The sequence below is a fragment of the Microbacterium sp. NPDC057944 genome, from assembly GCF_042887445.1.
Taxonomy (GTDB): domain Bacteria; phylum Actinomycetota; class Actinomycetes; order Actinomycetales; family Microbacteriaceae; genus Microbacterium; species Microbacterium natoriense.
Window position 1 is genome coordinate 347,660 of the sequence record NZ_JBHVPJ010000001.1, and the last position, 25,747, is coordinate 373,406.

Below are 25,747 nucleotides of genomic sequence, written 5' to 3' on the forward strand. Positions count from 1 at the left end.
CCTGTTCTGTCCGTGTCGTGTCGTGTCGTGTCTGCGCGGAGGGGACTAGTCCCACCTGATCCCATCGGTGACGCCCCACCCGACGATCTCCATCTGGAGGAGGTACCTGCTGTTGTAACCGCCGTGGTAGCAACCGCCTCCACCGCTCTTCTTGTAGGCGGCCCCGTTCGCGGGGATCACCCACGTGGCACCGCCGGCGAACCGCTGACCGTCTTCGAGGCACCACACGGTGTACTCGCCCGCGGGGAAGTTCGAGACGGAGAAACCGAGGTAGTAGCACACATCGGGGTTGCACTCCCCCGAGTTCGCACCCTGGGTGGTCCAGCCCTTCGGTTGAGGCCTGGGCCCCGAGGTGGCGCTCGCGGTCGAGCTCTCGATCACCTGACCCGCAGCATCCGTGACGCGGATGCGGATCGTGTGCTGCTCGCTGTATCCGTTTCCGACGGCCTGGGATCCCGTGTTCGACGCCGACCTGTAGCCTCCGCCGTCGATGCTCGTCTCGACCTTGGTGATGTTCCGGCCGTTCTCGGAGACGTTGCCGTTCCAGGAGACGGTGACGCTGGTCGCATTCGAGCTGGCGCTCACCGAGGGCGCCTTCAGCGGGCCGTAGGGGTTGCCGCGTGCAGAGTTCGACACGGCGCCGCCGTACTGGACGCCGTCGACGGTGGCCAGAGCTCGCAGCGTGACGTCGTAGTTCTGGCCGTTCGTGAGGCCGGTGATCACGTTGTTCCCGGGGAGGTTGGCCCAGGTGCCGCCGCCGAGACGATACTGGTACACGATCTCGTTGGTCCGTGCGCCGTTGCGCGATCCGGGGGTGTAGGCGATCTCGAGGGCGCGATCCATCTCCTTCTTGATCGAGACGCCGGTGGGCGCGCCCGGGGCGACGACACCGCGACGCGGAGCCGACATCGGACTCCACTCGCCCCAGCCCGCCTTGTTCTGCGCCCGGATGCGATAGGTATATGCGCTCTCCGACGTCGGCACGGTCACGGCCTGCGATCGCGCCGATGCTCCAGGGGTCATCGTCCGCACCAGGGTGGAACCCTCGTACACCTCGAGCGTGTAGCTCTGGATCGCATCGCCGTTCGGGTTCGGCGCCTGCCAGTTCACCTGCATCTGCGCCTGGTTTCCGACCGGGGTGAGCTCGGTGGTCGTCGGAGCGGCGGGCTGCGTCGGCGGTCCTGCGGGGACCTCCGACGCCGACCACCCGCTCCAGCTCGACGGTTCGGGCGCACGGTTGTGTGCCTGCACGCGCACCTGGTAGTTGGAGCCGTTCTCCAGCCCCTCCCACACGATCGAGTTGCCCGTCACCTGCTTCTGCGTGATGCCCGACGGCGGCGCGGGAGAGATCTCCAGCGTGTAGCTCTCCACAGGAGATCCCGGCGTCGTCGGGGTCGTCCAGCTCACGTTGAGCGACTTGTCGCCGAACTTGAGCGTCGGCGGGTTCGGGGTGTCTGGGCGCGCATCGGGCCGTGCGACCTCGGATGTGCCGGAGGGCTTGCCCTCCCCGACCCGGTTCGTCGCCGTCACCTGGAAGGTGTACTCGACATTGTTGGTCAGGCCGTCGAGTGTGCAGGTGGTCGACTGGCACTCCCGCGTGTATGCCGAGCCCTGCACCGAGCGCACGGTGTACTTCGTGATCTCGGCTCCGTTGTTCGACGGGGCCGAATAGGAGATCACGACCGTGCGATCCTGCACGCTCGTCACGACAGGGGACCCAGGGGCTTCGGGAACGCCCTGCACGACGACGACCACTTGGCCGTTGGCCTCGCGATCGACGTCCTCCGTCGCGTCCTGGATGCGGTAGCGCACGACCATCGTGCCGACGAAGGTGGCGTTGGGGGTGACGACGACCTTGTCGCCCTTCACCGTGACGTCTCCGGACCCGGTCTCTATGACTGCGGAGGTGACCTTCAGCGGGGTCTCCGGGAACGGGTTGAAGTCGTTGTCGAGCACCGGCACCGACACCGTCTTGCCCTGATCCGCTTCGGGGATCGTGTCGGTGTTCGCCACGGGGAGGGAACGGTTCGACGCGCTCACCATCACCTGCACCTGCCCCTCGACAGGTTCCGTCTCGCCGTCCGTGACCCTGATCGTCAGGGTCAGCGCCGTGCCCTTCTTGGCATTCGACGACGCCTCGACGAGCAGTTTGTCGCCGTCGACCTTCGCTGAGACGCCCTTGCCCTCACCGTCGACGAGGGTGAACTTGTGCTTTCCTTCATCCTCGGGGTCGGGATCGGAGGTCAACGCCGCGAGATCGAGCCTGCTCGCCGGTTCTCCGGGCGCGACCTGCACCTCGGCGCCGGTGAAGACCGGCTGCTGGTTCTCCGGCGGGAGGACGTTGATCGGGATGCTGAGCGTCGCCGTGCGCCCCTCAGGATCATCGGGGCCGGTGCCGTCGGTGACCTCGAACGTGATGGCGTCCTGTCCGAAGTACCCTTGGGCCGACGTGTAGACCAGGGTCGTCTCGTCCTTGACGAGGTCGGCGCCGTCGGCGTGGACTGCGCTGACCTTGGCATGCTCGGTGATCCGAGCGGTACCGCCCCCGGCTACCGTCACGTACTCGGACAGCGGCAGGGTCTTGGTCTCGCCGCTGATGACTTCCACCGGCTTCGTGGAGTCGAGCACCGGGCGCAGCCCGGACTCCGCGGGGACGAAGATGAAGGCCGAGGACTCGAGACCGTCCTGATCGGTGAGGGTGTACCGGATCAACTGGAGCTGGTCCGTGATCGTGACCCGCACGCTGCCGTCGGCGAGTGCTGTCGCACCGTCCCCGAGCGTCACCTTGAGCCGGTCCGTCGTGCCGTCGGGGTCCTCGTCGTTCTTGAGGATGGCGACGTCTGCGGTGAGAGTGCCCTTGTTCAGGTCCTCCGGCCGCACACGGTCGTCTCTCGCGATCGGCGCCTGCAGTGGGACGTCCTCATCGACGGTGATCTGGAGCACGGCGGATGCCGTAGCGCCCCGCGCATCTCTGATGGTGTATTGGAGCGATGTCTCCAGCGACCGGTCAGGCGCCTGCACCAGAACGCGATCCCCGGAGACCCTGGCCGAGAGGCCGTCGATGTCGGGGACCTCGAGCCCGCCGTTCTTCTCGGACACCAGGCTGATCTTGTCGCCCTCAGGATCGGAATCGTTCGCAAGCACCGGCACCGCGATCTCCCGGCCGGGTCGGACGACGACCGCGTCCTTGACCGCGTACGGTTCCTGGTTGATGTTCTCCGCGGGAGCGATGCCGACCCGGATCGTCGCGATGCCCTCCTTGCCGAGGCGATCGCGCACGCGGTACTTGAACGTGTCGACTCCTGCCGAGTCCGCGAACGCCTCGTAGGTGAAGTAGTTCTGACCGGTGTCGGTGATGCGGCCCTTGGCCGGGCTCGACGCGATGTCGAGCAGCTCCACGGAGTCTCCGTCCGCATCGATACCGTCCAGGGGCACCGCGATGTTGATCTCGGTGCCTGCGAGTGCACGAGCGACCAGGTCACGCGGTCGGGGAGCGGCGTTCGTCTCCTCCTCGACCGGGAGGATCTGGATCGTCACGAATCCGGCGGACTTCTGCTGACGGGAATCGACCGCGTCGTAAGTGAGGTAGACGGTCTTCGCGGTCGAACCGGCCTTGAACCGGACGGTGTCCTGCGAGACGAACGCCTCGCCGTCCTCGGGGTCGATGAGGGGCTCGACGAGTTCAGGGGCGACGTGGAGCACATCGTCGTTCGGATGCGTGTCGTTGTCGAGCACGGGGATGGTGACGACGTCTCCCGCGCGCACGGTCGCCGTGTCGGGATTCGCCACCGGCTGCAGGATCTTCTCGGGAGCGGGGATCGGGATGACGACGACCTCGCCCTCTGCGGACTGCGAGCCGTTGGAGATGCGGTACTTGACCCGGACCTGCGAGTCGAGCGCACCCTGATCGGTGATGCGGAGGGTCTCGTGGTTGATCACCGACACCGAGATGCCCGCGCCCTGGTCCATGGACACCGACTGGACGACGAGGATGCCGCCTGCCGGGTCGCTGTCGTTGGCCAGTACGCCGACGAGCACGTCGCCTCCGCTGGGGAGCAGCGCGACGTCGCGCACGGCGACCGGAGGAAGCTCCGTCGCCGACGCCTCCAGCACGTCGACGCGGACGATCCCTTCACCGTTCTCGGGACCAGCCGTCGCCAGGTACTGCACGTAGTAGGTGCCCGGTGCATCAGCGGTGAACGTGAAGGTCTTGTTCGGGAAGTCGGGGAGCACCGTGGCGCCGGGCACCTGGTCGTCGACTCGCCCGAGACGGAGCGGCTCACGGCCGGAGCTCGTGTCGTTGGCGAGGGGCGCGACGGTGACCTGTTCGCCGATGCGGGTGACGACGTGGTCTGCGTTGGTCTTGGGCTTCGTCGTGCCCTGAGCGCGCACATCGAGCGCGATCGTCGCGGTCTGCATCTCGTTGAAGCCGTCCGCGACGGTGACCTGGACCTCCTTGCGTCCCTGCATGCTGGCGGTCGCCTTGTAGGTGATCTGCCCGTCGGTGCTGAAGTCCACCTCGTCGCCGGGCGCGGGGATGACCTCCTTGAGGTACATGTCGTCACCGTCAGGATCGATCCAGTCCGGAAGGATGTTGTACGAGACGGTGCCGCCGGACTCCACTGTGAGCGTGGTCTTGCGCTTCGGTGTCGGGGCGCCGTTCACGTCCCAGTCGTGCACGGCGAGCGTCACGACCGCGGTGTCCTTGCCCTTGCGTCCGTCGTCGACCTCGTAGGTGAAGGTGCCCGATCCGGTGGCTTCCTTCGCCACGGCGATCTGCAGAGCGCCGCCGTTCTGGATCGGCTGCACGACTCCGATGGCCGGCTGCTGCTCCGCGAGAGCCGCGACGAGCACGTCTCCGTCCGGGTCGTTGTCGTTGTCCACGACGGGGAGGAGGATCGAGGCGCCGGGCCGCACTCCGAAGGAGTCGTCCTCCGCGACAGGAGGCGTGTTCTCCTCCTTGCGTTCAGGCAGCGTGCTCTCGACGGTCTCCTGGGTCGTGTCGTCCTCGTTCTCCGCCTCGCCCTCCGGGGGCGTGAGGTCGTTCCAGTTGTCGACCCGCTGGAGACTGTCGTCGGTCAGCCACGCAGCGCCCCCGACGGCGTCGTTGAGGATGATCACGTCTCTGTTCACGCGGAAGGTCAGCGAGGCCACGTCCTCGGCGCCGTCGATCTTCGCGCCCGCGTCGTTGGTGTCACCGGGGCATTCGCGCACGAAACGCGCCGAACCGGCCCACGCTCCGTAGGAGCAGCCTCGAAGAGAGACCGGTGTCGCGGGATGCCCCTCGCCTCCCGCCTTCGTCTCGGACGGAGCGCCGCCGTCGAACGGCACCGTCAGCAGCGTCGTGCGTGTCGCGACCGTCACCGCGTCGGCGACGTCGGACGGCTGCTGCAGCACGGCATCCGCCGCACCCTCGATCTCGGTGCGGAAACCGCCGGGCGTCATCACGACGCCCGCAGCGGGATCGAGCACCACCGGCGTGCGCCCGACCGCGCTGATCGTGGGCTTCTTCGATGCGTCGAGCTTTCCGATCGACTGCGACGACGAATCGAGTGCTTGTCCTTCGGCATCCACCGGGATCGTGACCACTTCGCCGCGCGCGGCGGAGAGACCGAACACCGTGCCGTCGGCGCCGACGGCGACGTCAGCGCCCTCCCCGAGCTCGACGTTCGGCTCGACGGCCTCGATCTCGAAGCCGGCGATCGCCTTGACCGGGATCACCCAGAGGCCACCGGACTTCTGGTCGAGGATCGCGGCGGTCCGGTCCCCGAGAGACACCTTCGCCGACGCGGGGATCGCGGCGCTGTCATCGAGCGCGACCCGTGCCGGATCGACCGCTGTGAGAGTCGCCGCGCTGCGATCGACCACGACGATGCTGCTCTCGTCCTGCAGGATGTCGTAGTTCTCTCCGGTCGTGCGCAGGCCGCCGTCGAGAAGCGTCGACTCATGGTTGAAGTGCCCGACGAGGAGACTCGAGGTCTTCGTGATCCAGACGCCGCCGTCGTTCAGATCGACCTTCGTGGTGGGGTTGCCCTCATAGGCGAAAGCCATCGTGGTGATCGCGACGGCTCCGGCGGCGACACCTGCGACGGAGGCCAGCGTCTTCGGACGCGCACGCATCCACGACAACACCTTCATCCCCGGTATCCCCCCTGGGTTGTGCACTCTCGGACTCGCCCGACACGCCCGAGGCGTACGGCATACCAGATGAGTCTAACTTGCGCGGCGGGCGCTCTCGATGGGGAGGACTCCCCACCGACGGCGCCCGGCGCACACGGGCCGAACGCCTGCTAGAAGTTGCCTTCCCTGGCGCTCGACGGGTTGCCCCCGATGATGTTCAGTCCCTTGCGGGTGACGAAGCCGTTCCAGCAGTCGATGATCACGGACCCGTTCGACGGGATGTTGACCGGGAAGCCCGCGTTGGTCGAGAACACGCTGCCGTCGGCGGTGCACTCGACCCGGTACGAGCCGCCGGCGAAGTTCTTCGTGTTCAGCTGCAGGTTGTAGCAGGGACCGCCTCCGACACTGGTGCAGCCGTTGGTCTTCGCGTTGCCCCGCGTGACCCACGCCTCCGGCACGGGCTGGCTGTCGGTGACGGCGGATGCCGACACGACGTTCGACCACTGGCCGGCCTCGTCCTTGGCCTTGACCTGGATGCTGTGCGTCTCGCTGTAGCCGCCGCCGAGGCTGCGGCTGCCGTTGAGTCCGAGATCCTGCCAGCCGCCGCCGTCGAGGCTGACGAGCACCTGGGTGATCGTACGGCCGTTCGCGGCAGGAGGAGACCACGCGACCCTGACCGAGGTGCCCTGGTTGGTCGCGGAGGCGCCGGGGTTCTGCACCGGTCCGTACGGCCTCAGAGTCCCCGAGGCCGCCGATGGCGCACCGGGCTGAGACTCCTGGCCGCCGACGACCGAGTACGCCCGGACCCGCACCGTGTAGTTGCCGTTGTTCGCGGCGTTGATGCGCGAGCCGTCCCAGTTGCGGCTCCAGGCGCCGCCGCTGAGGGAGTACTCGTAGCGCACCTCTCCCCCGGAGGCGCCGTTGGTGTCGGAGAGCGAGTACGAGACGGTGACGTACCCGTCGTGCTCCTGGGTGCCGGTGATGGTCGGGGCCCCGGGACTGCCGAAGGCGCGCTGCGGTGCGGAGGCCGGGCTCTGCGCGCCCCACCCCGCCTTGTTCCGCGCCCGCACCGAGTAGGTGTAGTCGGACGTGGACGTGTCGACGTTCACGGTCTGGCTGAGCTGGGTGCCGGCGATGCCGGGGATGCGGTTCACGACCGTGCCGCCGCGCATCACGACGAGCTCGTACTCGGCGATCGCGTCGCCGTTCTGCGGTGCGGCGGCCCAGGACACCGTCATCTGCACCTGCTTGCCCACCGACGGCGCGCTCTTCGCCGTCGGCGCCGCGACCGTGCCGGGCACACCGGCCGGGATCTCGCTCGCCGACCAGCCGCTCCAGCTCGACGGCTCCGGCGCACGGTTGTGCGCCTGGATCTGGATCTGGTAGTTCGAGCCGTTCTCCAGCCCCTCCCAGACCAGGGAGTTGCCGGTGACCCCGGACTTCTCCGAGATGCCCGAGGGCGGGGCCGGAGAGATCTGCAGCGTGTACGACTCGACCGGCGAGCCCGGCGTCGTGGGCGTCGTCCACGAGACCTTGAGGCTCTTGTCGCCGAACACGAGCTTCGGCGGCTGGGGTGTGTCCGGACGCGCGTCGGGGCGGGCCACCGCGGAGGTCGGAGACGGCTTGCCGTCGCCGACGCGGTTGGTCGCCACGACCTGGAACACGTACTCGACGTTGTTCGTCAGCCCGTCGAGCGTGCAGGTCGTCGACGTGCACTTCTTCGTGTAGTTCCCGGCGACGGACTTCACGGTGTAGGAGGTGATCTCCGCGCCGTTGTTCGAGGGCGGCGACCACGACAGCACGACGGTGCGGTCCTGGACGCTCGACACGGTCGGCGTTCCCGGCGCCTCCGGCACGCCCTGCACGGTCAGCACGATGCGTCCGTCGACCTCGCGATCGGCGTCCTTCGTCGCATCCTGGATGCGGTAGCGCACCACCATCGTCCCCACGAACTCCGCAGCAGGCGTGACCTTCACCTCGCCCGCGGTGAACGAGACGGTTCCCGATCCGGTCTCCGTCGCCGCGGAGACGACCTTGAGCGGCGTCTCCGGGAAGGGGTTCACGTCGTTGTCGAGCACCGGGACCGTGACGGTCTTGCCCTGGTCGGCCTCGGGCACCGTATCGGTGTTCGCGGTCGGGAGCGACCGGGTCGAGGCGGCGACCAGCACGGCCACCGACCCCTCGACCGGCTCGGTCGTGCCGTCGTCGATGCGCAGCCCGACGGTCGTGCTCGTGCCCTTCGGCGTACCGGAGTCCGCCTCGACGAGCAGCTTCGAGCCGTCGATGCGCGCCTTCACCCCGCCGGACGGCTGGTCCACGATGCTGAAGCGGATGCCCTTCGCGTCCTCGGGGTCGGGGTCGGTCGTGAGGGCGGCGAGATCGAGCGGCATCGCGGGCTCGCCCGGTGCGACCTCGACCTGGCCGTTCACGAACACGGGCTGCTGGTTCTCCGGCGGGAGCACGGTGATCTGGATCGTCAGCGTGGCCTTGCGACCCTCAGGGTCGTCAGGACCCGAGCCGTCGGTCACCTCGAACGTCAGGGCGTCCTTGCCGAAGTACCCCTGCTTCGACGTGTAGACGAGGGTCTTCTCATCCTTGATCAGGGACGAGCCGTCGGCGTAGACGGCGCTCACCTTCGCGGCCTCGGTGAGGAGCACGTCGCCGCCGCCGGCGACCGTGACGTACTTCGACAGCGGCAGCTCGACCGTCTCACCGCTCTTGACCTCGACCGGCTTGGTCGACGTCAGGGTCGGACGCAGCTCGCTCAGCGCGGGGACGAAGATGAAGGCGGATGCCTCCTGGTCGTCCTGATCGGTGATCGTGTAGCGGATGAGCTGGCGCTCCTGGCCGACCGTGACGCGGATCGTGCGATCCTCCCGCACGACGCCGCCTGCCCCGACCGAGAGGTCGAGCGCGTCGACGGTGCCGTCGGGGTCGTCGTCGTTCACGAGCACCTCGACGTCGACCTTCAGGCTGTCCTGCACGTCGGAGGCGACGATGCGGTCATCGCGCGCCGTCGGCACCTTCAGCGGAACGTCCTCGTCGACGGTGATCTGCAGCACCGCGGTCGCCGTCGCTCCCCTGGCGTCGCGGATCGTGTACTGGATCGACGTGTCCATCGCCTTGTCCGGCGCGGTGACCACGACGCGGTCGCCGGACACCACGGCCTTGACGCCGGCATCCGGCGGGATCTCGAGCCCCTTCTTGACGAGCGAGATCGCGTCGCCCTCGGGGTCGGAGTCGTTGGAGAGCACGGGCACCGCGATCGTGCGGCCCGGACGCACCACGACGGTGTCCTTGACCGCGTACGGCGCCTGGTTCGAGGCGTCACCGGGGGCGATGCCGACCCTGATGGTCGCGACGCCCTCCTTGCCGAGGCGGTCGCGCACCCGATAGGTGAACGAGTCGACGCCGGTGGCGTCGCCGAACGCCTCGTAGACGAGGTAGTTGCTGCCGGTCTCGGCGACCTGGCCCTTCGACGGCGCGCTCTCCTGCCCGACGAGCTCGACCGAGTCGCCGTCGGTGTCGATGCCGTCGAGCGGGATCGCGATGCGCACGGTCGACCCGCTCAGCGCGCGCACCGTGAGGTCCTTGGGCTTGGGGGCGGAGTTCGCCTCCTCGTCGATCGGCCGCACCTGGATCGTGACGTACCCGGCGTCCTTCTGCCCGAGGGAGTCGACGGCCTGATACGTCAGGTAGACCGTCCCCGGGGTGTCGGAGGCGCGGAACCGGACCGTGTCCTGCGACACGAACGCCTCGCCGTCCTCCGGGTCGACGAGCGGCTCGACGAGGTCGGGGGCGACGTGCAGCACGTCGCCGTTGGGGTGCGTGTCGTTGTCGAGCACCGGGATCGTGACGACGTCGCCCGCACGGACGACGACCTGGTCGTCGTTCGCGACCGGCGGCATCAGCTGCTCGGGGCGCGGGATCGGGATGACGACGACCTCGCCCTCTGCGGTCTGACTGCCGTTGGAGATGCGGTAGCCGATCCGCACGGTCTCGTCGAGCGCGCCCTGGTCGCCGATGCGCAGGGTCTCGTGGTTGAGCACCGACACCGAGATGCCGCTGTGCGGCGGCACGGTGACCGACTGCACGACGAGGATGCCGCCGGCCGGATCGGAGTCGTTGCCGAGCACGCCGACGAGCACCTCGCCGCCGGCGGGGAGCAGGGCGACGTCGCGCACCGCGATCGGCGGGAGCTCGGTCTCGCTCGGCTCCAGCACGTCCACGCGGACGAGACCGGGAACCGCGTTCGGGCCGGCGCTGACCAGATACTGCACGTAGTAGACGCCCGCGGCATCCGACTGGAAGGTGAACGACTTGTTCGGGAAGTCGGGGACGATGATGGCGCCCGGGGTCTCGTCGACCTTGGCCAGGCGCAGCTGCTCACGGCCGGAGCTCGTGTCGTTGACGAGGGGCGCGACGGTGACGGCCTCCCCCACGCGGGTCACGACGTGGTCGGCGTTCGTCTTCGGGAGCGTGGAGCCCGCCGGCCGGACGTCGAGCCGGAGCACGCCGGTCGAGGTCTCGCCGAGCCCGTCGGCGACCCTGATCTGGATGTCCTTGCGCCCCTGCATGCTCGCGACCGCGCGGTACGTGACCTGACCGTCCGTGGTGAAGTCGACCTCGTCGCCGGGCGCCGCCACGACGTCCTGCAGGTAGATGTCGTCGCCGTCGGGGTCGAGCCAGTCCGGGAGCACGTTGTAGGAGACCGAGCCGCCCTCCTCGACCGCGATGCCGGTCGTGCGGCGCTGGACGGGCGCGCCGTTGGTGTCCCATCCGTGCACCGAGAGCTGCACGTTCGCGGTGTCCTTGCCGCCGCGGCCGTCGTCGACCTGGTACTCGAACGACCCGCCGCCGGTCGCGTCCTCGGGGACGGCGATCTGCAGGGAGCCGCCGTTGTTGACGGGCTGCACCTCGCCCAGCGCCGGCTGGCTCTGCGCGAGCGAGGCGACGAGCACGTCGCCGTCGGCGTCGGTGTCGTTGTCGAGCGCGGGCAGCATCGTGGTGCGCCCCGGCCGCACGCCGAACTCGTCGTCCTCCGCGACAGGGGGCGTGTTCTGCTCGCTGCGCTCGGGGAGCGTGGTCTCCACCGTCTCCTCGGTGGTGTCCTCCTGGTTCTCCGTCTCCCCCTCCGGCGGGGTGATGTCGTTCCAGTTGTCGACGCGCTGCAGACTCTCGTTGGTGAGCCAGGCGGCGCCGCCGACCGCGTCGTTCAGCACGATGACGTCGCGGTTCACGCGGAACACGAGGCTCGTGGAGTCCTCGGCATCCGGGATCTTCTCGTTCACGTCGCTCGCATCGCCCGCGCAGTCGCGCACGAAGCTTGCTGACCCGGCCCAGGCCCCGTAGGTGCAGCCGCGCAGCCACACCGGGGCGGCGGGCACGCCCTTGCCGCTCGCCTCGGTCTTCGTCGCCTCGCCTCCGGCGAGCGGAACGCTCAGCAGCGCAGACGCGGTCGCGACGGCCACGGCGTCGGTCGCCGCCGACGGCTGCTGCAGCACGGCATCCTCCGCGTCGGCGATCTCGGTGCGGCCGCCTCCGGGGGTGATCACGACGCCCGCGTCGCGGTCGAGCACGACCGGCTTGTCGCCGACCGCGGTGATCGAGTGCTCTCCCGACGGATCGATGTCGCCGACCGACGCCGACGACGGCTTGAGCGCCTGGCCCTCGTTGTCGACGGGGATGGTGACGACCTCGCCCTTGTCGGCGGAGAGGCCGAACACGGTGCCGTCCTTCGCGACGGCGACGTCGGCGTTCTCGCCGAGCTCCGCCGTGGGGTCCGCCGCCTTGAGCTCGAAGCTCGCGATGCCCTTGACGGGGACGACCCAGAGGTCGCCCGACTTGCGGTCGAGGATCGCCGCGGTCGCGGCGCCGAGGGCCACCTTCGCCGAGCCGGGGATGGACGCGGAGTCTCCGAGCGCGACGCGCGCCGGGTCCACGGAGCTGAGCGTCGCAGCTCCCGTGTCCACGACGAGGACGTTCGCGGCATCCTGCAGGATGTCGTAGTTGTCGCCGCTGGTGCGCAACCCGCCGTCGAGCACGGTGGACTCGTGGTTGAAGTGCCCGATCAGCAGGCTCGACGTCTTCGTGATCCAGACGCCGCCGTCGTTCAGGTCGACCTTGGTCGTGGGATTGCCGTCATAGGCGAAGGCCATCGTCGTGATCGCCACGGCGCTCACGGTGACGGCGGCCGCGGAGGCCAGGGTCTTCGGACGTGTCCGTACCCATGACAGAGCCTTCATTTCGCGGTGTCCCCCCGGTCGATGTCCACCGCCCTGGCAAGGACGGTCGACGCACCTGTCGAGTCTAACCGCGCGATGAAGAGGCGCACATGGGGAGGACTGCCCATCGGATGCCGTGGGGCGCGGCACCCGATGGGCAGGGTCTCAGCTGCGGGTCGCGCGGCGGCGGATGACGAGCACCGCACCGGTGGCGGCCAGCGCGAGCGCACCGGCGAGCAGCAGCCACGCGGGCTCCGCGCCCGTCGTCGCGAGTCCTCCGCCCGGTGCGGTCGACCCCGACCCGCCGTTCGCCCCGCCGGAGGCGTTCGCTCCGCCTGTGCCGCCGGTGCCGTTCGCATCACCGGTGCCGCCCGCCGCGGTGATCGTGACCGCCGCCGTCGCCTCCGTGCCATCGGGCAGGATGACGGCGAGCGTGTGCGCCCCGGGCGGAGTGCTCTTCGGGATCGTCACCGTGGTGCGGAAGGCGCCGTCGGCATCCGTCGTGACCTGCCCGACCCGCACCGGGGTGGAGTGCAGCTCGATCGCCAGCTCGGCCGACGCCGGGAAGCCCGTGCCGGAGACCGCGAGCTCGCCGCCGGCGACGACGGTGTCGGCGCCGAGGTCGATCAGCGGCTGCGCGGGCTCCACCGGAGCATCCGTCGGCAACGGGACGTCGACGTGCTTGATCTCCGAGGCGCCGGTCGTGGAGAACGAGTACACCGTCACCCGCACGCGGTCGTCGTAGAGGGCGGCGCGGAGGCCCACGGGGTCGGCGCCGCCGATGGCCTTCTCCTCCCAGTCGCCGCTCGGACCGTACATCGTCGTCACCGCGCCGGTGTTCACGACGGTCGGCGCGTGCGCCTGCGCCGGGTCGGTGCGCAGTTCGGAGCTCCAGTCGTTCAGAGTGGGCGACCAGTGCGTGTGGCTGTTGAACATGACCACGTTCGGGTTCTGCGCGAGCAGCGCCGCGAAGCGCGCCTCCTCCTGGCCGTAGTCGTTCTTGTAGAAGCGCGCGTACGACCCCGACACCGAGTACGGCAGCAGGTGGTGCGAGAAGAGCAGCACGGGCTTGTTCTCGGCCCGCCAGTGGTCGAGGCGCTCGCGCAGCCACGTGTACTGCGCCGAGCTGAACTCGACGAACGGCCCGGAGCCCGTCTTCGCTGAGTAGTCGTACGACTCGCTGCCGATCCAGATCAGGGGCAGCTCGCCGTCGACGAGGACCTCGCCCCACAGCCCGCCCTGACCGCCGACGTCGCGCATGCCGGTCGTGTCGAGGAAGCGCTTCTGGTACGTCGCCGACCCGTCGCTCCCGTAGTACTCGTGGTTGCCGATGGTCGAGACGACCGTGCCGTACTGGCCTCCGCCGCCCGCGGCGAGCGCCGCGAGGTAGGCGGAGTAGTTCGACGTCGAGCCGTTGCTGACGAGGTCGCCGTTCGAGACGAGCACGTCGGCCTTCTGCGTCATGCCGCGGAAGCCGGGGATCACGTTCTGGCTCAGTCGGGTGGTCGCACCCTGCACGTCGCTGAAGATGTCGACCACGGCCTGCGCCGTCGTGCCGTCCGCGAGGGCGGAGAGCGGACGCACGACCTGGACGTCGTCCAGCATCCAGGAGCCAGATGCCGCGGCCGCCTCGAAGTCCACGCGCACGGTCATCGCCTTCGCCCCCGCGGGCACGGAGAACGGCAGCCGCAGCTGCGCGGATTCCTCATCCGCATCGGAGAGCGCACGGAGCACGGTCTGCGTGCCGTCGTCGAACGACACCGTGACGGTGCCCTGCTGGGCGCCGCCGCGCTTGCGGTAATGGCTGTCGAGACGCAGCTCGAGCGCGTCACCGGGCGTCACCGTGATCGGGGCGGAGGTCAGCGCGCCGTCGAAGGCGGCCTTCGCCGATTCGGCCACGGCGATCCGCCCGGAGGCGCGGGTGAACGCGTGCCTCCGGTCGGTGCCGTACTCGGCGATGACGTCGGCGATGGTCGAGGTCTTCCACGATCCGCTGGCCGTCCAGGTGTCGGCTTCGAAGCCGTCGAACCAGATCTGCTGCTCGGTCGTGTGGGTCTCGGCGTCGCCCGCACCCAGCACGGTGATCTCGAGGGATGCCGGCGCGATGCCCGCCCCTCCGAGCGACAGGGTCGCCGACCCGGCAGGGGTCCCGGCCGGGAGGGTCACCGAGAAGGAGGTCTCGCCCGCGGCATCCGCCACCGGGATCCCCGAGACGGCGTCGGCGCCGAGCAGCGCCTCCAGCTGCTGCCCCTGACGGAGCCCGCCGATCTTCACGGGCACTGTCGCGCCCGCCGCCGCGACGGGCTTGGTCGCGGAGAGGATGCGCGGGGTGGAGTCGACGGGAGCCGTCTCGCCGATCTGCACGTCGTCGATCATCCAGAACCAGTTGTTGCTGCTCTCGGCGTAGGACCAGCCGATCTGCACGCTGCCCGCACCCGACGGCACCGGGACCGCGACGGAGACCTGCTCGTCGAGCCGATTGCGAGAGAACGACTCCACGGTGACGGGCGCGCCGTCGTCGAAGCGCGCGACGAGCTGCGCCGTCTGCGGGGCCTGCCCCTGCTTGTAGTGGCTGTCGAACGTCACCTGCACGGCGCCGGCGCCGGACTGCAGGTCGAACTCGGGCGCCCAGAGCACCGAGCTGAAGCGCCCTGTCGTGGGGCGGTTGGAGTCGGAGTGCACGACTGCGGTCATGCCGTCGGCGCGGGAGAACGATCCGCGATCGCCGCTGTTGCCCCAGGTCGACACGACCTCTGGCACGGTGTGGAACGTCCACCCCTGCCATCCGGTGCGCATGCCGGCGACGTTGGTGCTCTCGACGCTCCAGCCCGCGGGCGCCTGGGCGGCGGACCCGGTCGTGAAGCCCTCGGAGAGGGATGCGGGCGCGGCGGCGACGGCGGGACTCGCCGCCGCTCCGGCGATCAGGGCGAGAGCGGCGGACGCCGCGAGGGCTCCGATTCCGCGTGTGAGTCTCATGTGCTTGTTCCTCGGGAGTGGGGGACCGTGGGGTCGGACGATGCGGGGGGAGGGCGCGGGTACCGCCCGATACGAGCCTGCTGAATGCAAGTAGTCATGACAACTTCTGACAGCGAAGTTCCCCGAATGTTCACCGACAGGCATCAGACTGGTCAGAGAGCGGGATCCCGTCTCGAAGAAGTAGCGACAAGGAGGGCCGACACGTGAGCGCACCACTGCACGAACAGCTCTACGAGCGGATGCTGTCGCGCATCCGCTCCGGCGAATGGCCCGAGGGAGAGCGCGTCCCCAGCGAGCAGTCGCTCATCGCCGAGTTCGGCACGTCGAGGGGGCCGATCAGACAGGCGCTCGCGACCCTGCGCGCGCAGGGAGCGGTCGACGGCGGCCGCGGCGCTCCCCCGCGGGTCAAGAGGATGGTCCCGACGCAGCCCTTCCAGACGTTCATCTCGTTCACCGAATGGGCGCTGAGCATCGGCAGCGCACCGGGTCAGCGCGTGATCGAAGCCGCTCGCCGTCCGGCGTCGGACGACGTCGCCGCCGGGCTCGGCATCGGACAGGGGGATCCGGTCGTCGAGATCGTGCGCCTCCGTCTGCTCGACGACGCCCCCGCCATGCTCGAGCGCTCCGCCTTCCCCCTCGACGTGGGCCGGGTGCTGCTCGCGGCGGATCTCGACACCGGGAGCATCTACCAGACCATGACGGCGCACGGCCTCGCACCCACCCGCGCCCGCCATCTCTTCGACGCGGTCGCCGCTGATCCGCTCGACGCCGAGGTCCTCGCCATCCCGCTCGGCAGCCCGCTCCTGCGCGTGCGCCGCATGGCCTGGGCCGAGGACGGAGCGCTCGTCGAGACCGCCGACGACCGCTACCTGCCGACGATGGCGACTTTCGCCGTCGAGAACACGTCGGACTCCCGCTCCGCTCTCACGAGGGAGACCGGTCGGGGCTGAGCGTCACCCCTGTGGGGGCGGTGCCGGCGTCGAGCGGGCGCAGCGAGACGAACGTCCGCACACCGCAAGGCATCAGGCGCGCCAGCATCCCTCCATGTGGTCGTCGACCATGCCCGCGGACTGCATCAGGGCGTACATCGTCGTCGGCCCCACGAAGCGGAATCCTCGTCGCCGCAGCTCCTTGCTCATCGCGGTCGACTCGGCGGTCACGGCGGCGACGTCGGCCATGCTGCGCGGACGGATGCCGGAGGCCGGAGGCGCGAACGACCACATCAGGGCGTCGAGCTCGCCATCGGCCATGTCCCGCACGAGCCGCGCGTTGCCGATCGTGGCCTCGATCTTCGCGCGGTTGCGGATGATGCCGGCATCCGCCATCAGCCGCTCGACGTCTCCCTCATCGAACTCGGCGACGGCCTCTGGCTCGAAGCCGGCGAACACCTCGCGGAACCTCGGACGCTTGCGCAGGATCGTGATCCACGACAGACCGGCCTGGAAACCCTCCAGCGCCATCTTCTCGAAGAGCGCCCTGTCGCCGCGGAGCGGGGTGCCCCACTCCTCGTCGTGGTACCGGCGGTATTCGGCGTCGTCACCGACCCAGGCGCAGCGGTCGAGTGCGTCGGGTCCTGCGATGAGGGAGGTCATGCCCTCAGGCTATCCGCGGCGACGGACACCGCCGGCTCTCAGCGTGCGAGGTAGGCGTCGTAGGGGTCGAGGAGGGGCTGCGACCGCGGGTCGGCGACCGCGGCGGCTCCGACGGCGCACGCCACGGAGAGCGCTTCGGCGGCGGATGCCCCGGAGGCGAGGCCGATCGTCAGCGCGGCGCAGAACGCATCACCCGCGCCGACCGTGTTCTCCACCGTCGTCTTCACGGCAGGGGCCGCGGCGACTTCGACACCGCCCTCGAACAGCTTCGCCCCGTCGCCGCCGTAGGTCACGGCGACCCGAGCGGCCGTGCGGAGGGCGGGGATGAGGGCGTACTCCGTCTCGTTGACGATGATGAGGTCCGCACGCCGCAGCACCGCGTCCGGCAGTTCGCGGGCCGGCGCCGCGTTCACCGCGAGGTATCCGCGCGCCCGCGCGGCCAGCTCGACGACGAGGTCCATGGAGATCTCCAGCTGCGCGAGCACCGCCTCGCCCTCGGCGAACTCGACGCCGTCGAGGGAGACCTCCCCGTTGGCGCCTTCGCACACGGCGATCTGGTTCTCGCCCTCGCGGTCGACGACGATGAGGGCGACGCCCGTCGGCTCCGAGCCTGCCTGCAGACCGGAGGTGTCGACGCCGGCGGCATCGAGCTCGGCGCGCATCCACGCTCCGTCGGCGTCGGGGCCGACCGCGCCGATCATGCGCACCGCGGCGCCCAGCCGCGCGGCTGCGGCGGCCTGGTTGGCGCCCTTGCCTCCGGCTTCGCGGACCAGGCGGCCTCCGCCCACGGTCTCACCCGCCTGCGGAAGACGCTCTGCGCGTGCGGTGAGGTCGACGTTGATGCTTCCGACGACGGTGAGGGGAAGGGGACTCTGCACGGGGACTCGCAATCAGGACGTGGTCTGGACGACGGAGAGATGACCGACTCGGGAGGAGACGATGCACTTGGCGAGGTACACGGGGGCTCCACCCGTGGTGACGGTCTGGGTGAGGATGAGCACCGGCTCGGCGGCGCCGAGGCCGAGCAGCGACCCGCGCGATGCGCCGACCACGTTGACGGTGATCTCGCAGACCGCGGAGTCGAAGACGACGTCGGTCCGCTCGCGCAGCGCTGCCAGGATGCTCGACGGTGAGGTCGCCGCCTCCTCCAGCGCGTCGGCGATCGGCCGGCTGATGTCGCTGAGGTAGCGGCCGGCGGGCAGGTGCTCCTGCAGGATCGCGACCGGCTCGCCGCGCCGCTCGACGACGGCCTCGCGGAACCACGTGTTCGCGGCGGGGTCGAGCGCGAGCTTGCTGGAGGTGAAGTCGGTGGTGGACTGCAGGTCGAAGCTGAGCATGCGCACGACCACGTCGTCGTCGCCGTCGGAGAGCGCCTGCTCCAGCGGCCGCAGCTCCTCGAGCCCCACGCGCGGCAGGTCGTCGGCGACGAATCGGCCGATGCCCCGGCGCGTGATGATGAGCCCGTCCTCTTCGAGGAGCATCAGCGCCTCGCGGACCACGGTGCGGCTGACGCCCAGCGCGACGCCCAGCTCGGTCTCCCGCGGCAGGGCGGAGCCGAGCTCGAAGATGCCGGAGCGGATGCCGTCGGCGATGCGCGAGTAGACGGCGACGCGCAGCGGCTGCCCGACGGTGCTCGTCAGACTCCGCCCGAGGAACTGCTCGATCCCGTTCGTCATCCTGTCGCTCCTTCCGTCGCCGCTCCGGTGCGAGCGTCCTCCGTATTCAAGCACGGGACACCTTGTGTTGACCATGTTAGACCGGAGAGGTATAACATCATACAAGCCGCACCCGACGGCACCCATGACGAAGGAGTCTCCGTGCACACCCACGCCCCCACCGCCTCCCCCGGCGCACCCGTCCGCGAGCCCGTCCGCGGTGCGCGCGCCGTCGGGCTGGTCGCCACCCTGATCCTCGGCGTGCTCTCGTATCAGCTGAACGCGAGCATGATCACGCCCGCCCTGCCCGACATCGCCGCACAACTGGGCGAGGACATCGGGCGCGTGTCGCAGGTGTCCTCCCTGTTCTTCGTCGCCGGCGCCGTCGGCGGCGTCGTCCTCGGACGCTGGAGCGACTTCATCGGGCGCAAGCGCGCCCTGTTCATCGTGCTCGGCATCCTGTCTCTCGGCACGCTCCTGTGCATCTTCGCGCCGAACCTCACCGTGCTGCTCATCGGACGCGTGCTGCAGGGGGCGTCCAGCGCGGCGTTCCAGCTCGCCTACGTGATCCTCAGCGAATCGCTGAGCGCCAAGGTCTTCGGCACGACCCTCGGCATCATCACCGCCGTCAACGGCGGGGTCGGCGGCGTCGACGGCTACATCGGCGGCCTGCTGAGCGAGGCCTTCGGCTTCCGCTCGATCTTCGTCGTCATCTTCATCGTCGGCCTCATCGCGATCGTCTGCGTTGCCAGGGTGATCCCGGCCACGCAGGTCAGCGCGTCGAGCGGGAAGATGGACTGGTGGGGAGCTGCCGTACTGTCGATCGCGCTGATCTGCGTGACGTACTTCGTGTCCTCCGGACCGAGCGCGGGGTGGCTGGCCCCGGTCACCCTCCTGTTCCTGGCGGGCGCCGTCGCCTCCCTCGTGGCGTTCTGGGTGGTCGAGAAGAGGCGCGCGACCCCGCTGATCGCCGTCGAGCACCTGCGCTCCCGCCAGGTGTGGCCGGTGCTCGCGACGACCGTGCTGACCCTGTCGAGCGTCTTCGCCGTCATCAACTTCACCGTGGTGCTGCTCAGCCAGGACGGCACCCACGGATTCGGCCTCGACGCCGCGACCGCGGCTCTGCTCTTCCTCGCCCCGCCCGCGCTGATCGGCGTCTTCGCCGCGCCGATGTCGGGCTGGCTCGCCGGGCGCCGCGGATGGATCCCCGTCCTGCGCGTGGGCATGATCGCCTGTCTCGTCCTGCTGGTCGTCATCGCCCTGCTCCCCCAGAGCTTCTGGGTGGTGTTCGCCATGATCGCGCTCCTCGGCATCACGTACAACGGCATCGTGCTGACCACGATCAACGGCCTGGGCGTCGTGCAGTCGCCCGCGGAGGCGCCGGCGGCTCTCCCCGGGCTGAACGGCAGCGCCTTCGGCATCGGCGCCGGTCTCGGCATCGGCATCGTCGCCCCCTTCGCCGCGCAGGGCACCCCCGGCGGCTACGTCACGGCGCTGTGGATCTCCGTCGGCATCACCGCCCTGGCCCTCATCACCAGCTTCCTCATCCGCCCCCGCGTCCCCGTCGACGCCTCCTGACCCCTCGGGCGGCCGCAGCCGCGGCCGCCCTCCCGACCACCGGAGCACTCCATGACACACGCCACCGCCCGTCCCGTCTACTTCGACTGCGACACCGGCATCGACGACTCCCTCGCCCTCGCCTACCTGCTCTCCTCCCCGGAGATCGCGCTCGTCGGCGTCGGCACCGTCAGCGGCAACACCAGCTCGGCGCAGGCCGCGGTGAACACCCTCGGCCTGCTCGCCGTCGCCGGTCGCACCGACGTGCCCGTGGCCGTCGGCGCGCATGACTTCCTCACCCACCCGTACGACGGCGGCGCTCCGCACGTCCACGGCGACAACGGCATCGGCGAGGTCGTCCTCCCGCCCGCCGCACGGACGCCCGAGGACGAGGACGCCGCGCGCATGCTGATCCGGCTCTCCCACGAGCACGCCGGAGACCTCGAGGTGATCGCGGTCGGACCGCTCACCAACCTCGCCACGGCGCTCGCTCTGGACCCGACCCTGCCTTCTCGCGTGGCGGGCGTCACGGTCATGGGCGGCGCAGCCCTCGTGCCGGGCAACATCACCCCGGTGGCGGAGGCCAACATCGGCAACGACCCGGAGGCCGCCTCTGCGACCCTTTCCGCGGGCTGGCCGGTGACCCTCGTGCCCCTGGACGTGACGATGGAGAACGTCTTCGACGAAGACGATCGCGCCGCACTGCTCGCCTCGGACGTGCCGCTCGCCCGCACGGTCGGCGAGATGCTCGACTTCTACTTCGACTTCTACGTCGAGACCTACGGCGAGCGCAGCAGCGCACTGCACGATCCCCTCGCCGCGGCGATCGCGGTCGGCGGGATCGCCGCGACCATCGCCCCGGCGGTGAGCGTCGTGGTCGACACCACGGCGGGTCCGGCGCGCGGGCAGACCATCTGCGACCTGCGCGGGCAGCGACGAGGCTCGGTGGATCAGCCGGGGGCGACGGTTCGCGTGGTGCTCGGAACCGATGCCCCGCTCGCTCCGCACCTGATCGCGCGGATGACCGGAGCCGGCGTCCTGGTCGGCTGACCCTCGACCGAGGGGAGAGGCGGAAGACGCCTCTCCCCTCCGTCGATCAGGCGAAGGTGGAGGCGTCGATGACGAACCGGTACCGCACGTCGGAGGCGAGCACGCGCTCGTAAGCGGTGTTGATCTCGGATGCCGGGATCACCTCGATCTCGGCGGCGATGCCGTGCTCGGCGCAGAAGTCGAGCATCTCCTGCGTCTGGGCGATGCCGCCGATGTTCGACCCGGCGAGGGTCTTGTTGCCGCCGATGAGCGAGCCGATCGGCAGCCCGAGCGGTTCGCCCGGCGCCCCGACGCACACCATCGCCCCGCCGACCGCGAGCAGCCCGAGGTACGCGCGCAGGTCGATCACCGCGCTGACGGTGTTGAGGATGACGTCGAACGACCCGCGCAGCTCCTTGAAGGTCGCGGGGTCGGCGGTCGCGTAATAGTGGTCTGCTCCGAGCCGGATGCCGTCGTCCTTCTTGCTCAGGGTCTGCGACAGCACCGTCACCTCCGCACCGAGCGCATGCGCGAGCTGCACGCCCATGTGGCCGAGCCCGCCCATGCCGACGACGGCGACGCGGGTGCCTGGCCCCACACCCCAGCGCCGCAGCGGGGAGTACGTGGTGATGCCGGCGCAGAGCAGCGGGGCGGCCCTGTCGAGCGGGATCGCGTCGGGGATGCGCACGGCGAAGCCCTCGGTCACGACGACCTGCTGCGAGTACCCGCCCTGGGTGATGGTGCCGTCGCGGTCGGTGCTGCCGTAGGTGAAGACGGCGCCCTCGCGGCAGAACTGCTCCTCGCCGCGGCGACAGGCGGGGCACTCTCCGCACGAGTCGACGAGGCATCCGACGCCGACGCGATCGCCGATCGCGTGCCGCGTGACGCTCTTCCCGACCGCGGCGACGGTGCCGGCGATCTCGTGACCAGGAGCGAGCGGGTAGTGCTGCGGACCCCAGTCGCCGCGCACGGTGTGGATGTCGGAGTGGCAGATGCCCGCGAAGGCGATGTCGATCAGGATGTCGTGCGGGCCGAGATCCCGCCGTTCGATCGTGGTCCTCTCGAGCGGGGCTGCTTCGCTGGGTGCGGCGTAGGCGGTGACGCGGGTCATGGGCGCTCCTCTGTATGGCGTACTCCGCCATTCTCCCGCGTTCCGCGCCCTGCCGGACGATCGCCGTGCAGGGCGCCCGTCGGCCCGGTACCGTGGCCGGTACGACTCTGGAGGGACGTCTCATGCGCAGATCATCCATGCCTGCCCGGATCATCACCGCACTGTTCGCGGTCGTCGTCGCCCCGATCGGCGCCGGGCTCCTCAGCGCCGGAGGGCGTGCGTGGTACTACACCTTCACCGCGTTCGGGGGCTTCGACCCGAGCCGGCTCCTCGGCCCCGTGCTGCTGCAGGTCGTCGGCATCCTCCTGCTGCTGGCGGTCGTGGCGACCGGGTTCTGGAGCTCGGCGGGGCTGCTCACGGTCGGCGCCCTGGCGCTCGCGAGCCTCGTCTTCGCGATCTTCCCCTCGCTGCTGCTCTCGATGTACCGGTCGCCGCTGCCGCAGGAGTGGATCGACGGCATCGTGTACGGCATCCCGCTCGCCCTGTTCCTTGCGTTCGGCGCGATGGGGCTCGTGCTGCTCCTCGCTCGGCGCTCGCCCGCCCGGCCCCGGATGGCGATGAACATCGCCGGACTCGTCGCCGCACCCGTGCTGCTCACCGTCGGGATCGGGCTGCTCGCGTTCGGCATCAGCCGGGGGATGCTCGTCGCACTCCAGCAGTACCGCTTCGACGTGTCGTTCGATGCGATCGCTGCGGTCCTCAGCGGCGCCGTGCTGATCGTCGCGGGGGTGATGACGACCCGGTGGTCGCCGTTCGCTCTGCTGCTCCCCGCCGTGGTGCTGCTCGTGCTCACGCCGCTCTCGCTCTCACCGGGGAGCGGATTCCAGGACGTGCTCTTCACCCTCTCGAGGGAGATGAGCCGTTCCGTCCCGCCGCTGCTGGTGATGGGCGCCGGGGTCGCGACAGCACTGGCCTATGCGCTGTTCACGGCCGTGCTGCTGAGGGCACGCGCACAGAACCGCATCCTGTCGGGGACCTACGTCGGCCCGCTCGGTGCGGACGGCTATCCCCTGAACTATCCGGCACCCGGACCCGCGGCCGCCCCTCAGCCCTACGCTCCGGGGCAGCCCTACGATCCAGGACATCCGTACCAGCCGTATCAGCAGGGACAGCCTCACCAGCCTGGACAGCCGTACCCTCCGGCTCAGGGACACCCGCCGACTCAGGTGTGAGGCTCACCTCTCCGGCCTGCACCGAAATCGGCGCCTCCCTCCGGAACCCACACAGGATTCGGACGCGAGGCGCCGACCAACGCGTTTCGATCGAGGCGACGCCGCTCAGCGCTGCTTCTTCAGCGCCTTCTCCTGGATCGGGGCGTTGCCGGATGCCGCGAGGTCGGCGTAGTACGCACGGGCCTCGTCCTGGCGGGCCTTCTCGGCCCCGCTCGCGATGGGGGCGCGCAGGTGCTCCTGCTCGTAGCCGAACGCGTCGACGAGGTCGAGCGCATACGGACGCAGGCGCGCGCACAGGCGGTCGATGTAGCTCGACACCGCGGCGGCGCGCTGCGTCGAGAGGCGGCCGTTGATGAGGTACCAGGCGAGGTGCTTCTCGATGAGCTGCAGGCCGAAGAGGTCACGCAGCCAGGTGAGGACCTTCTTGGTGCCGGCATCCGTCGCGCGGTTCACCCCGTCGGTGAACGCCTCCCACTGCAGCAGCTCGCCGTGCGCACGAGCGGCTTCGATGAGCTCGGCCTGGTTCTCGTTGAAGAGCCGGGCTCCGAGCTCCTTGTCCTTGCCCGCCGCGCGCAGGCGCCCGGCGATGTCGGCGACCATCTGCTGCACGCGGTCGGCGAGCAGCTCGTGCTGCTGCTCCTCACGCAGGCCCTTCTCCACCGAGCGAGCCGTGGAGCCCAGGTCGGCGACGGCCTGCCCGAGTTGACGGAGACCCGCACCGTGGAACACCTTGCCCGCGGTCTGGCCGACGGCGAACTTCGCGAGGGCCGCGGCATCCTTGCCCGTGAACTGCTTCGCGTAGTCGGTGAGCAGACGCTTGCCGACCAGCTGCAGCAGGATGTTGTTGTCGCCCTCGAAGGTGACGTAGATATCGAGGTCTGCGCGGAGCCCGACGAGGCGGTTCTCGAACATGAAGCCCGCTCCGCCACACGCCTCACGAGCCTCCTGCAGAGTGTCGAGCGCGTGCCACGTCGACAGCGGCTTGAGGGCCGCCGCCAGCGTCTCGAGGTCTTCGCGGTCGTCGGGGGTGTCGGTGCGTCCGGAGAAGACGCCGTCGAACTTCTGCAGGAACTCGTCGTGCGCGAAGATCTGGGCGTAGGTCGTCGCGAGGCGCGGCAGCAGACGGCGCTGGTGCTTGCCGTAGTCGAGCAGCACGACCTCCTGCCCGTCGGCTCCGCTGAACTGGCGGCGCTCGGTGGCGTAGGTGATCGCGATCTTGAGCCCGAGAGCGGATGCCCAGGATGCGGCGCCGTCGAGCGAGACGCGCCCCTGCACCAGCGTGCCGAGCATCGTGAAGAAGCGGCGGCCGGGGCTGTCGATCGCGCTGGAGTAGGTGCCGTCAGCCGCGACGTCGCCGTAGCGGTTCAGCAGGTTCGTGCGGGGGACGCGCACGTGGTCGAAGCTGAGGCGGCCGTTGTCGATGCCGTTGAGTCCGCCCTTGAGTCCGTCGTCCTCGCGGCCGATGCCCGGCAGGTCGATGCCGTCCTCCCCGCGCAGCGGCACGTAGAAACAGTGGACGCCGTGGTTGACGCCGTTCGTGATGAGCTGCGCGAAGACCGTCGCCGCGACACCGTGCAGGGCGGCGTTGCCCAGGTACTCCTTGGTCGCCGCACGGAACGGCGTGTGGATGACGAACTCCTCCGTCTCCGGGTCGTAGGTCGCGGTGGTGCCGACCGAGGCGACGTCGGACCCGTGGCCGATCTCCGTCATCGCGAATGCGCCGGGGATCTCGAGGCTCATGATGCCGGGCAGCCACTTGTCGTGGTGCTCGGCGGTGCCGAGCTGCAGCACGGCCGAACCGAACAGGCCCCACTGCACGCCCGACTTGATCTGGAGGCTGGGGTCGGCGACGACGAGCTCCTCGAAGCCGGCGATGTTGGCGCCGTTGTTCTCCTCGCCCCCGAGGCGCTTCGGGAACGCGCGGTGCACGGCCTTGTTCTCGACGAGCAGGTGCAGCTGGCTGAGCACGCGCTCGCGGTGCTCGTCCTTGCCGAGGTCGTCCTTGCGCCAGAAGGCGGGGTCCTTGATCATCTCGCGGGCCTGGCGACGGATGTCGGCCCAGGTGCCCATCAGGAGCTCGGTGATCTGCTCCACATCGGGCTGCGGGTTCTTCACTTCGGACACGGTGGCGACGTCGACCATGGCGTTCCTCTCAAGACGTGGGGTACGTCAATGGTAGGTCTGCCACAACATCGAGAGAACTCACGTGTGACATTCACACAATCGGATGCCGCGGCATCCCCCGGTCGCGTTGTCGCCCACCCACAGTCCTCCCCGCATCCCCCTCTCCCGCCCCCGCCTACCCCTGGAT

At 69.8% G+C, this 25,747-nt stretch carries 12 protein-coding genes; 4 read left to right on the forward strand and 8 right to left on the reverse strand.

What is annotated here, in order from left to right; genetic code table 11:
• Positions 1–45: 45 nt before the first annotated feature.
• From ACFVRO_RS01650 to ACFVRO_RS01660, 3 genes are all read right to left on the reverse strand, one after another.
• On the reverse strand, positions 46–6,120 hold the full coding sequence (locus ACFVRO_RS01650; RefSeq protein ID WP_386948534.1) for an Ig-like domain-containing protein: 6,075 nt from the start codon (positions 6,118–6,120) through the stop codon (positions 46–48).
• A 170-nt stretch (positions 6,121–6,290) separates the two neighbouring features.
• Positions 6,291–12,365: an Ig-like domain-containing protein gene (locus tag ACFVRO_RS01655; RefSeq protein WP_386948537.1), complete on the reverse strand. Its 6,075-nt coding sequence runs from the start codon at positions 12,363–12,365 to the stop codon at positions 6,291–6,293.
• A gap of 144 nt (positions 12,366–12,509) precedes the next feature.
• Positions 12,510–15,320, reverse strand: coding sequence for a metallophosphoesterase family protein (locus ACFVRO_RS01660; protein ID WP_386948540.1), 2,811 nt, complete (start codon positions 15,318–15,320; stop codon positions 12,510–12,512).
• Positions 15,321–15,523: 203 nt separating this feature from the next.
• Here ACFVRO_RS01660 and ACFVRO_RS01665 point away from each other — a divergent pair, with 203 nt between their 5' ends.
• Positions 15,524–16,270: a GntR family transcriptional regulator gene (locus tag ACFVRO_RS01665; RefSeq protein ID WP_386948543.1), complete on the forward strand. Its 747-nt coding sequence runs from the start codon at positions 15,524–15,526 to the stop codon at positions 16,268–16,270.
• A 72-nt stretch (positions 16,271–16,342) separates the two neighbouring features.
• On the opposite strand, the gene ACFVRO_RS01670 is transcribed toward ACFVRO_RS01665, so the two are convergent.
• The 3 genes from ACFVRO_RS01670 to ACFVRO_RS01680 are packed head-to-tail and all read right to left on the reverse strand — an operon-like array spanning position 16,343 to position 18,588.
• Entirely contained in the window at positions 16,343–16,912 is a 570-nt protein-coding gene (locus ACFVRO_RS01670) for a DNA-3-methyladenine glycosylase I (RefSeq protein WP_105673851.1), read from the reverse strand.
• A 38-nt stretch (positions 16,913–16,950) separates the two neighbouring features.
• On the reverse strand, positions 16,951–17,790 hold the full coding sequence (locus ACFVRO_RS01675; RefSeq protein WP_386948545.1) for a PfkB family carbohydrate kinase: 840 nt from the start codon (positions 17,788–17,790) through the stop codon (positions 16,951–16,953).
• Between the two features lie 12 nt (positions 17,791–17,802).
• Entirely contained in the window at positions 17,803–18,588 is a 786-nt protein-coding gene (locus ACFVRO_RS01680) for a GntR family transcriptional regulator (protein ID WP_105673847.1), read from the reverse strand.
• A gap of 141 nt (positions 18,589–18,729) precedes the next feature.
• Between ACFVRO_RS01680 and ACFVRO_RS01685 the strand changes: the two genes are divergently transcribed.
• Both ACFVRO_RS01685 and ACFVRO_RS01690 read left to right on the forward strand, forming a co-directional pair.
• Positions 18,730–20,145 carry an MFS transporter gene (locus ACFVRO_RS01685; protein WP_258132522.1) on the forward strand — a complete coding sequence of 472 codons (1,416 nt, stop codon included), beginning with the start codon at positions 18,730–18,732 and terminating at the stop codon, positions 20,143–20,145.
• Between the two features lie 51 nt (positions 20,146–20,196).
• Complete coding sequence (locus ACFVRO_RS01690) at positions 20,197–21,174, forward strand: nucleoside hydrolase (RefSeq protein WP_386948548.1); 978 nt, start codon at positions 20,197–20,199, stop codon at positions 21,172–21,174.
• 46 nt (positions 21,175–21,220) lie between these two features.
• On the opposite strand, the gene ACFVRO_RS01695 is transcribed toward ACFVRO_RS01690, so the two are convergent.
• A complete protein-coding gene (locus ACFVRO_RS01695; protein WP_386948551.1) occupies positions 21,221–22,264 on the reverse strand; it encodes an NAD(P)-dependent alcohol dehydrogenase in 1,044 nt (347 codons plus the stop codon).
• 122 nt (positions 22,265–22,386) lie between these two features.
• Between ACFVRO_RS01695 and ACFVRO_RS01700 the strand changes: the two genes are divergently transcribed.
• A complete protein-coding gene (locus ACFVRO_RS01700) occupies positions 22,387–23,436 on the forward strand; it encodes a hypothetical protein (protein ID WP_386948554.1) in 1,050 nt (349 codons plus the stop codon).
• Positions 23,437–23,541: 105 nt separating this feature from the next.
• Here the strand turns inward: ACFVRO_RS01700 and ACFVRO_RS01705 are convergent, their stop codons facing one another.
• Positions 23,542–25,578 (reverse strand): acyl-CoA dehydrogenase, encoded by a 2,037-nt coding sequence (locus tag ACFVRO_RS01705; protein ID WP_386948557.1) that lies wholly within the window; start codon positions 25,576–25,578, stop codon positions 23,542–23,544.
• Positions 25,579–25,747 lie beyond the last annotated feature (169 nt).

What these genes read in the sequence shown, in the direction of transcription:
- ACFVRO_RS01650 (WP_386948534.1), bottom strand. Translation starts at nt 6,120, where the DNA reads ATGCGTGCGCGTCCGAAGACGCTGGCCTCCGTCGCAGGTGTCGCCGCC.
- ACFVRO_RS01700 (WP_386948554.1), top strand. Translation starts at nt 22,387, where the DNA reads ATGCGCAGATCATCCATGCCTGCCCGGATCATCACCGCACTGTTCGCG.
- ACFVRO_RS01660 (WP_386948540.1), bottom strand. Translation starts at nt 15,320, where the DNA reads ATGAGACTCACACGCGGAATCGGAGCCCTCGCGGCGTCCGCCGCTCTC.
- ACFVRO_RS01655 (WP_386948537.1), bottom strand. Translation starts at nt 12,365, where the DNA reads ATGAAGGCTCTGTCATGGGTACGGACACGTCCGAAGACCCTGGCCTCC.
- ACFVRO_RS01705 (WP_386948557.1), bottom strand. Translation starts at nt 25,578, where the DNA reads ATGGTCGACGTCGCCACCGTGTCCGAAGTGAAGAACCCGCAGCCCGAT.
- ACFVRO_RS01680 (WP_105673847.1), bottom strand. Translation starts at nt 18,588, where the DNA reads ATGACGAACGGGATCGAGCAGTTCCTCGGGCGGAGTCTGACGAGCACC.
- ACFVRO_RS01695 (WP_386948551.1), bottom strand. Translation starts at nt 22,264, where the DNA reads ATGACCCGCGTCACCGCCTACGCCGCACCCAGCGAAGCAGCCCCGCTC.
- ACFVRO_RS01690 (WP_386948548.1), top strand. Translation starts at nt 20,197, where the DNA reads ATGACACACGCCACCGCCCGTCCCGTCTACTTCGACTGCGACACCGGC.
- ACFVRO_RS01670 (WP_105673851.1), bottom strand. Translation starts at nt 16,912, where the DNA reads ATGACCTCCCTCATCGCAGGACCCGACGCACTCGACCGCTGCGCCTGG.